The sequence below is a fragment of the Verrucosispora sp. ts21 genome (assembly GCF_002879555.1).
Classification (GTDB): Bacteria; Actinomycetota; Actinomycetes; order Mycobacteriales; family Micromonosporaceae; genus Micromonospora; species Micromonospora gifhornensis.
Genome location: NZ_PNOZ01000033.1, coordinates 64,631 through 71,610, shown reverse-complemented (window position 1 = coordinate 71,610; position 6,980 = coordinate 64,631). Strand labels below are relative to the sequence as shown.

General features: G+C 70.1%; 6 protein-coding genes. All 6 read left to right on the top strand.

Annotated elements, in window-relative coordinates:
- On the top strand, positions 1-950 hold a 950-nt coding region (locus tag C1A38_RS16290), incomplete at its 5' end, for a hypothetical protein (protein WP_199180221.1).
- A 48-nt stretch (positions 951-998) separates the two neighbouring features.
- The gene (locus tag C1A38_RS16285) at positions 999-2,324 is read left to right on the top strand and encodes a vWA domain-containing protein (protein ID WP_199180220.1); all 1,326 of its coding nucleotides are present in this window, start codon (positions 999-1,001) and stop codon (positions 2,322-2,324) included.
- Positions 2,324-3,124, top strand: coding sequence for a peptidase (locus tag C1A38_RS16280; protein WP_102658664.1), 801 nt, complete (start codon positions 2,324-2,326; stop codon positions 3,122-3,124). The genes C1A38_RS16285 and C1A38_RS16280 overlap by 1 nt, the downstream gene beginning before the upstream one ends.
- A gap of 255 nt (positions 3,125-3,379) precedes the next feature.
- The gene (locus C1A38_RS16275) at positions 3,380-5,056 is read left to right on the top strand and encodes an extracellular solute-binding protein (RefSeq protein WP_102658663.1); all 1,677 of its coding nucleotides are present in this window, start codon (positions 3,380-3,382) and stop codon (positions 5,054-5,056) included.
- Positions 5,056-6,060 carry an ABC transporter permease gene (locus tag C1A38_RS16270; protein WP_102658662.1) on the top strand — a complete coding sequence of 335 codons (1,005 nt, stop codon included), beginning with the start codon at positions 5,056-5,058 and terminating at the stop codon, positions 6,058-6,060. The genes C1A38_RS16275 and C1A38_RS16270 overlap by 1 nt, the downstream gene beginning before the upstream one ends.
- Positions 6,057-6,980 carry a carbohydrate ABC transporter permease gene (locus C1A38_RS16265; RefSeq protein ID WP_102658661.1) on the top strand — a complete coding sequence of 308 codons (924 nt, stop codon included), beginning with the start codon at positions 6,057-6,059 and terminating at the stop codon, positions 6,978-6,980. The genes C1A38_RS16270 and C1A38_RS16265 overlap by 4 nt, the downstream gene beginning before the upstream one ends.

Genomic DNA, 6,980 nt, shown 5'->3' with positions numbered 1-6,980 from the left:
CGAGCGCCCCGCCGGCCCCGCCGAGCGCCCCGCCAGCCCCGCCGGTGTCCGGCACGCCGCATCCCACCTCGGGTGCCCCGCAGCCCACCTCGGGTACGCCGTACCCGCCGGCCGGCCCGCTCCCGCCCAGCGGCCCCTTCCCGCCTGGTCCCGGCTACCCGGCCGGACCGTACGCGCCGGGCGGCGGCTATCCGCCGGCCGACCCGAACCCGGCCGGCGGCGGCTACCCGCCGCCCGGTGGTTATCCGCCGCCCGGTGGTTATCCGCCCGGTGGTGCCTACCCGCCCGGTGGTTATCCGCCGGGCTCCACTGCGGCGAAGCCCACAAGCGGCGGCAGCGGCAGCAGGACCACACTGATCGTGGTGATCACCGTGGTGGTCCTCGCGCTGCTCTGCTGCGCCGGCGGCGTCGTCGCACTGATCGCCGGGATGAACCGGACCGCCGATGAGATCACCGAGGCGGTCCCGACTCCCCCGGTCACCGTCCCGAGGACTCCGGACGCCCCGCCCCCGGACGGTGGGATCCCACCGGCCTTCTCGGAGGAGGAGGGCGAGACGTTCAACATGCGCCCCGGCGACACGCTTGTCGCGAGCGACAACAGCGGCACGATCGAGATCACCGTGACGCGGTTCCGTACCGTGACCGAAAGCTGCCGTTCCTTCGCACCCGCCCCACAGCAGGGACGGTTCCTGATCGCCGAGGTGAGGGCCAAGGTCACCAAGGGCACCGCGTCGATCAACCCGTTCTACTTCCAGTGGCGGGCCGCCGACGGCAGCACCGTCAACGGGCTGGTGGGCGCAATCTACGGCTGCGGCGATCCGCTCAACGCCGGCAACGGTCTGCCCGCCGGCACCACGCGTACCGGCCGGGTCGTTTTCGACGTCGCCGACACCAATGGCGTCATGGAGTACCTCCACCAGTTCGAGATCGCCGGCTCCTGGAAGCCGTAGTCGGGAGACCACCGAGGGAAACCGGGCACACCGGGGCGTTTGTCCTCAATGGACGTCGCTACACTCCGGCCAGTGATCAACAAAAAATGGTCGTCAGTAGTCCTAATGGGACTACTGACGGCAACCACGCTGGCCGGCGCATTGCCGGCATCCGCCGACGACACGGCAGAACCCGTCACCGAGCCGCCTCGCGTCCAACTCGTGCTGGACGTGAGCGGCTCGATGCGGGCCACCGACATCGACGGGCGCAGCCGCATCTCAGTGGCCCAGCAGGCGTTCGGCGAGGTGGTGGACGCGCTGCCGGACGAGACCCAGCTGGGCATCCGGGTGCTCGGGGCCACCTACCGGGGTGAGGACAAGAAGCAGGGCTGCCTGGACACCCAACAGATCGTGCCGGTCGGGCCGGTGAACCGGGAACGCGCCAAGGCCGCCGTGGCCACGCTGCGTCCGACCGGCTTCACCCCGGTCGGGCTCGCCCTGCGGGAGGCCGCCAAGGACCTTGGCAGGGGCACCACCGCCCGACGCATCGTGCTGATCACCGACGGCGAGGACACCTGCGCCCCGCCGGACCCGTGCCAGGTGGCGCGGGAACTGGCGGCCCAGGGCACCACGTTGGTGGTGGACACGCTCGGGCTGGCGCCCGACGAGAAGGTCCGCCGGCAACTGCTCTGCATCGCCGCCGCCACCGGCGGGACCTACACGGCCGCGACCAGCGCGGAGGATCTCACCGGCCGACTCAAGCAACTGGTGGACCGAGCCCGCGACACGTACGCGACCACGCCGGCGAAGGTGGCCGGGGCCGACGTCTGCCAGGGTGCGCCGCTGCTGGCACCGGGCGTCTACACCGACCGGGAAACCTTCTCCGAGCACCGGTGGTACCGGGTGCCGGTCCGGCCGGACCAGGAGCTACGCGCCTCGGTCAGCGTGGCGATGGACCGCCCGGTCAACCCCGACTACGGCGTACTGCTGCGGGCCACCGCGTCCGACGGCCGGGAACTGGTCCGCGGCGTGGACGCGGGCAGTGGGCGTACCGACGTGGTGTCGGCCGGACTGCGCTGGTCGGCCGGGGCGGACGACGACGAGCATGCGCGCACCGAGGACGCCACCCCGACTCCGACGGCCTCGGCGGCGGCCGTCACCACGGTCTGCCTGGTGGTCAGCAACATGTTCTCGCCCAGGGCCGGGACCGAGAAGGAACCCGGCATGCCTGTCGAGTTGACCGTCGACGTGGTGGCCGCCTCTCCCACCCCGGACGGGCCCGACCTGGGCCGGGGTTGGGTGCTGCTGCTCCTGTTGACCCTGGCCGGTCTGCTCACCGGGCTCGTCACCGGTCTGCTCACCCGCTGGTGGCTGGCCACCTGGAGGGAGAAGTGATGCGTACCCGATCGGCGATCCTGGCCGCCCTGGTGGCCGGCGGTGTCGCACTGGCACCGGCCACGGTGCTGGCCGCGCCCACCCCGACCCCCTCGCCCGGCGCCACCACCCTGACCAAGGTCGGCACCTCGTTCCTGAGCGCCACGCCGGTCGCGGCCGGTCAGCCGGTCCGGGTCGGCGCCTCCACCGGCGAATACCTCTACTGGTCGTTCACGGCGGGCGCGGGCGAGATCCACGAGATCAACGCCACCGTGTCGCTGGCCGAGGACCGGCGCGGCAGCTCGACCTGGGCGGTGGAGGTCTTCGACGGGCTGCGTCGCCGGCAGGCGTGCACGGCCGGTGCGCAGACTCCGACGGCCGACGCCTCGGTGTCCACCGTGGCCATCGGCTGCACGCTGCGCCGGGTACGGCCGTGGGCGGAGCCGTGGTCCGTCGACCCGCTGCCCGGCACCTACTACGTCCGGCTGACCGTTGTCGACGTCCCCGAACGCGACCTCGGCCTGCCGATCGACGTGGACCTGTTGATCTCCGCCAGCGGGGACGCGGGCAGCGCGCCCGAGGACGGCAGGCTTGAAGCGCCGCTGGTGCCACCGGCCAACGCCGGCAAGGTGCTGGAGGCGGTGCCGACGGCACCCACGCAGGACGAGGAGAGCGACGGCTGGAATCTCGACCTCACCGGCTGGCTGCCCGAGGCGGGCTCCCGGTGGATCTGGACCACGGCCGGCGGAGTGCTGGCCGCCGTCGCCGGGGTGGTCGGCTTCGCGCTGACCCGCCGCCCCACCGCCCGGCGAGCCACCTGACCTCCAGGTGAGCCGCACAACCAGGTGAAGCCGCACAACCAGGTGAGCCGCACCTTCGGGTGAGCCGCCGCCGGCAGGTCGCGTCGGGTGCCGAGACGTGACCTGCCGGCGCCGCACGCTGCGCAGCTGACCGGGAGTCGCGCGACGGGTCGCCTCTTGTTCAGGCGCATGGACGTCTATTAGTTTGTTTACCATCCAGACGAACTCTCACCCGAGCGAGCCTGCTCGCCCTCAGCCCTTCTCGAAGGGAGACCGATGACCCGGCACAACCCCGGCGTGCCGACCTCGCGCCGTAGCTTTCTCAGCCTGTTCGGCCTCGGCGCGGTCGCCGTCGCCGGTGGTCCCCTGCTCAGCGGTTGTTCCGAGGCACCCGCCGGCAGCGGTGCCGCGCAGAACCTCGACGCCTTCGGTCACCTGCTGCCCACGCAGAAGGACCTGACGGGAAGCATCGCCCCCGACATCGCCGGGACCCGTCCGGTCCCCGACGGCTACACCAGGTACCCGGCCAACCTCGTCGACCTGATCACCGAGAAGCCGGGCACCAGCGGCAAGGAGATCACCGCGATGACCCCCGCGTGGGGTCCCGCGCCGCCCGGAATCGGCCAGAGCGCCTACCTCCAGGCCGTCAATGACGAGCTGGGCGTCCCGGTGAACTTCACCATCCAGGACGGCAACACGTACGCCGACAAACTCAACGCCATGCTCGGCGCCCGGGACGTACCGGACCTGCTCTGCGTGCCGAGCTGGGAGGTGGACAAGATCCCGCGGTTCGCCGAGGCGATCGGGGTGCTGTTCGAGGATCTGACCGACCACCTCAAGGGCAACGCCGTCGAGGCGTACCCGATGCTTGCCACCTTCCCGACCGGGGCGTGGCGGCACGCCATCTGGAACGAGCGGCTGGCCGCCGTGCCGAACCCGACCGACGGGCCGTTCGCCTGGGTCATGTTCACCCGCAAGGACCTGCTGGACGCCCGTGGCCTGGCCATCCCCACCTCGCTTGACGACCTGCTCGCCATCGCCAAGCAGGTCACCGACCCGGCGCGGAAGGTGTGGGCGTTCAACGACGTCTTCCCGATGATCCAGATGTACCACAAGGTGCCCGGCGCCAAGCAGGGCTGGCGGCTGCGTTCCGACGGCACGCCCGAGTTCAAGTACGAGACCCCGGAGTTCCGCCAGGCCCTGGAGGTCATGGCGAAGATCTACCAGGACGGCCTGGTGCATCCGGACATCGTGGCCAGCCGGGGCGCCGACGCCAAACAGTTGTTCGCCAAGGGCGGCAACATCGTCTTCATGCAGGACGGCTTCGGCTTCTGGCAGGGCGGCCAGGCCGAGCACCAGAAGGCCAACAAGGCGCTGAACATCCAGCCGGTGCCGAACTTCTCCGCCACCGGTGGTGACCCGCTGGTGTGGGGTAGCGACCAACCGATCTCCTACACCTTCGTCAAGAAGGGCCTCGGTGAGGAGCGCGTCAAGGAGCTGCTGCGGGTGATCAACTGGTGCTCGGCGCCGCTGGGCAGCCAGGAGGCGCAGCTGCGCGACTTCGGCGTGGAGGGCAGGCACCACACCCGTACGCCGAACGGGCCGGTCAAGACCGACCTGGCCTTCAAGGAGATCGCCAACCAGTACTTCTTCATCAGTGGCCGCAACCCGACCATCGGCCCGTTCGCGGACACCCCGAGCTACGTGCCGGACGCGCTGGCCTACTCCAACGCGACGGTCGGGTACCTGGAGAAGGACCCGTGGGCCGGCGTGAAGCTGGAGATGCCGGCCGCGTTCAAGGCCAACCAGGTGCCGACGGAGGACAAGTTCACCGACGTGCTGCGCGGCCGTCGGCCGCTGTCCGACGTGGACTCGATCCTGCAGGAGTGGAAGGCCGCGGGCGGAGAGGCGGCGCGGCAGCTGCTCGCCGACTCACTGCCCAAGGCTGACTGATGACCGTCCGTGAGGTCACCGCCGAGGCCGGGTCCGACCAGACCCGGCCCGGCGGGGTCGCCCCTCGGCGCAGACGCCTACCGCTGCGCACCCGCCTGCGCCGGGACTGGCAGCTGCTCGCCATGGTCGCGCCGGGCTTCGTCATCCTGCTGATCTTCAGCTATCTGCCGATCCTCGGTAACGTCATCGCCTTCCAGGACTACAACCCGTACGTCGGCAGCAATCCGCTGGACGCCTTCGTGCAGAGCAACTGGATCGGCTTCGGGCAGTTCCAGCTGTTGTTCGCCGACCCGGCGTTCTGGCACGCGTTCCGCAACACCCTGGCGATCACCGCGTTCCAGCTGGTCTTCTTCTTCCCGCTGCCGATCCTGCTGGCGATCGTGCTGCACAGCCTGCTCTCCAGCCGGCTGCGCGGCTTCATCCAGACCGTCGTCTACCTGCCGCACTTCTTCAGCTGGGTGCTGGTGGTCAGCTTCTTCGTCGCCATGTTCGGCGGTGCCGGCCTGCTCGCCCAGACCATGCGCGAGGCCGGGATGGAACCGTGGAACGTGATGACCAACCCGGACACGTTCATCATCCTGGTCACCGCCGAGGCGGTCTGGAAGGACGTCGGCTGGGGCACGATCGTCTTCCTCGCCGCCCTGTCCACAATCGACCAGAACCTGTACGAGGCGGCAGCCGCGGACGGTGCGGGCCGGTGGCGGCGGCTGTGGCACATCACCCTGCCCGGCCTACGTCCGGTGATCGTGCTGCTGCTCATCCTGCGCCTCGGTGACGCGCTCTCGGTCGGCTTCGAGCAGTTCCTGCTGCAACGCGACGCCGTCGGCCGGCAGGCTTCCGAGGTGCTGGACACCTTCGTCTACCACTTCTCCATCGCCACCGGGAACTACGGCTACGGTGCCGCGGCCGGTCTGTTCAAGGCCGCTGTGGGGCTCTGCCTGATCCTGGCCGCCAACAAGGTCGCACACATGCTCGGCGAACGAGGGATCTACTCACGGTCATGACCGCCACCTTCCTCCGGAAGCCACCCGGAACCCGCCCCCGACGCCCGCCGTGGGAGGAGCCGCCCAGCCCGCTCGGTCAGGGGGCCAAGGCGGTGCTGCTCAGCCTGTTGGTGCTCAGCGTGCTGTTCCCGCTCTGGGTGATCCTGGTGACCAGCCTGTCGTCCCGGGAGACGATCGCCGCGGCCGGTGGCCTCGTGGTCGTGCCCAGGGGGATCGACACCTCCGCCTACGAGACGATCTTCGCGGGCGGCGCGGTCACCCGGGCGCTGTGGATCAGCACCCTGGTCACCGTCATCGGCACCGCCCTGGCGTTGACGGTGACCGTGCTCGCCGCGTACGGGCTGTCCCGGCCCCGCTCGCTCGGCTACCGCTGGCTGCTCGCGTACTTCCTGTTGCCGTTCTTGATCTATCCGCCGCTGGTGCCGAAGTATCTGGTGGTGACCGGGCTGGGCCTCAAGGACACCATCTGGGCGCTGATCCTGCCGCCCGCGATCAGCGTCTTCAACCTGGTCGTCGTCCGGGGCTTCTTCCAGGGCATCCCGTCGGAACTCGTGGACAGCGCCCGCATCGACGGAGCCAGTGACTTCCGCACCCTGACCCAGATCGTGCTGCCACTGGCCCGGGCGGTCATCGCGGTGGTCGGGCTGTTCTACGCGGTCAGCTACTGGAACGTCTGGTTCGACGCGCTGCTGTTCATCGACCGCAACGACATGTACCCGATCCAGCGGGTGTTGCAGAGCTACCTGCTGGCCGGGCAGGCGCCGAACACCTCCGGTGCGGCAGTCGGTGCCACGATGCCACCTACCGAGGCCATCAAGATGGCCGTCGTCGTGCTCACCGTGGCACCGATCGTCGCGGTCTACCCGTTCATCCAGCGGCACTTCGTCAAGGGCGTCCTGATCGGCGCCATCAAGGGCTGA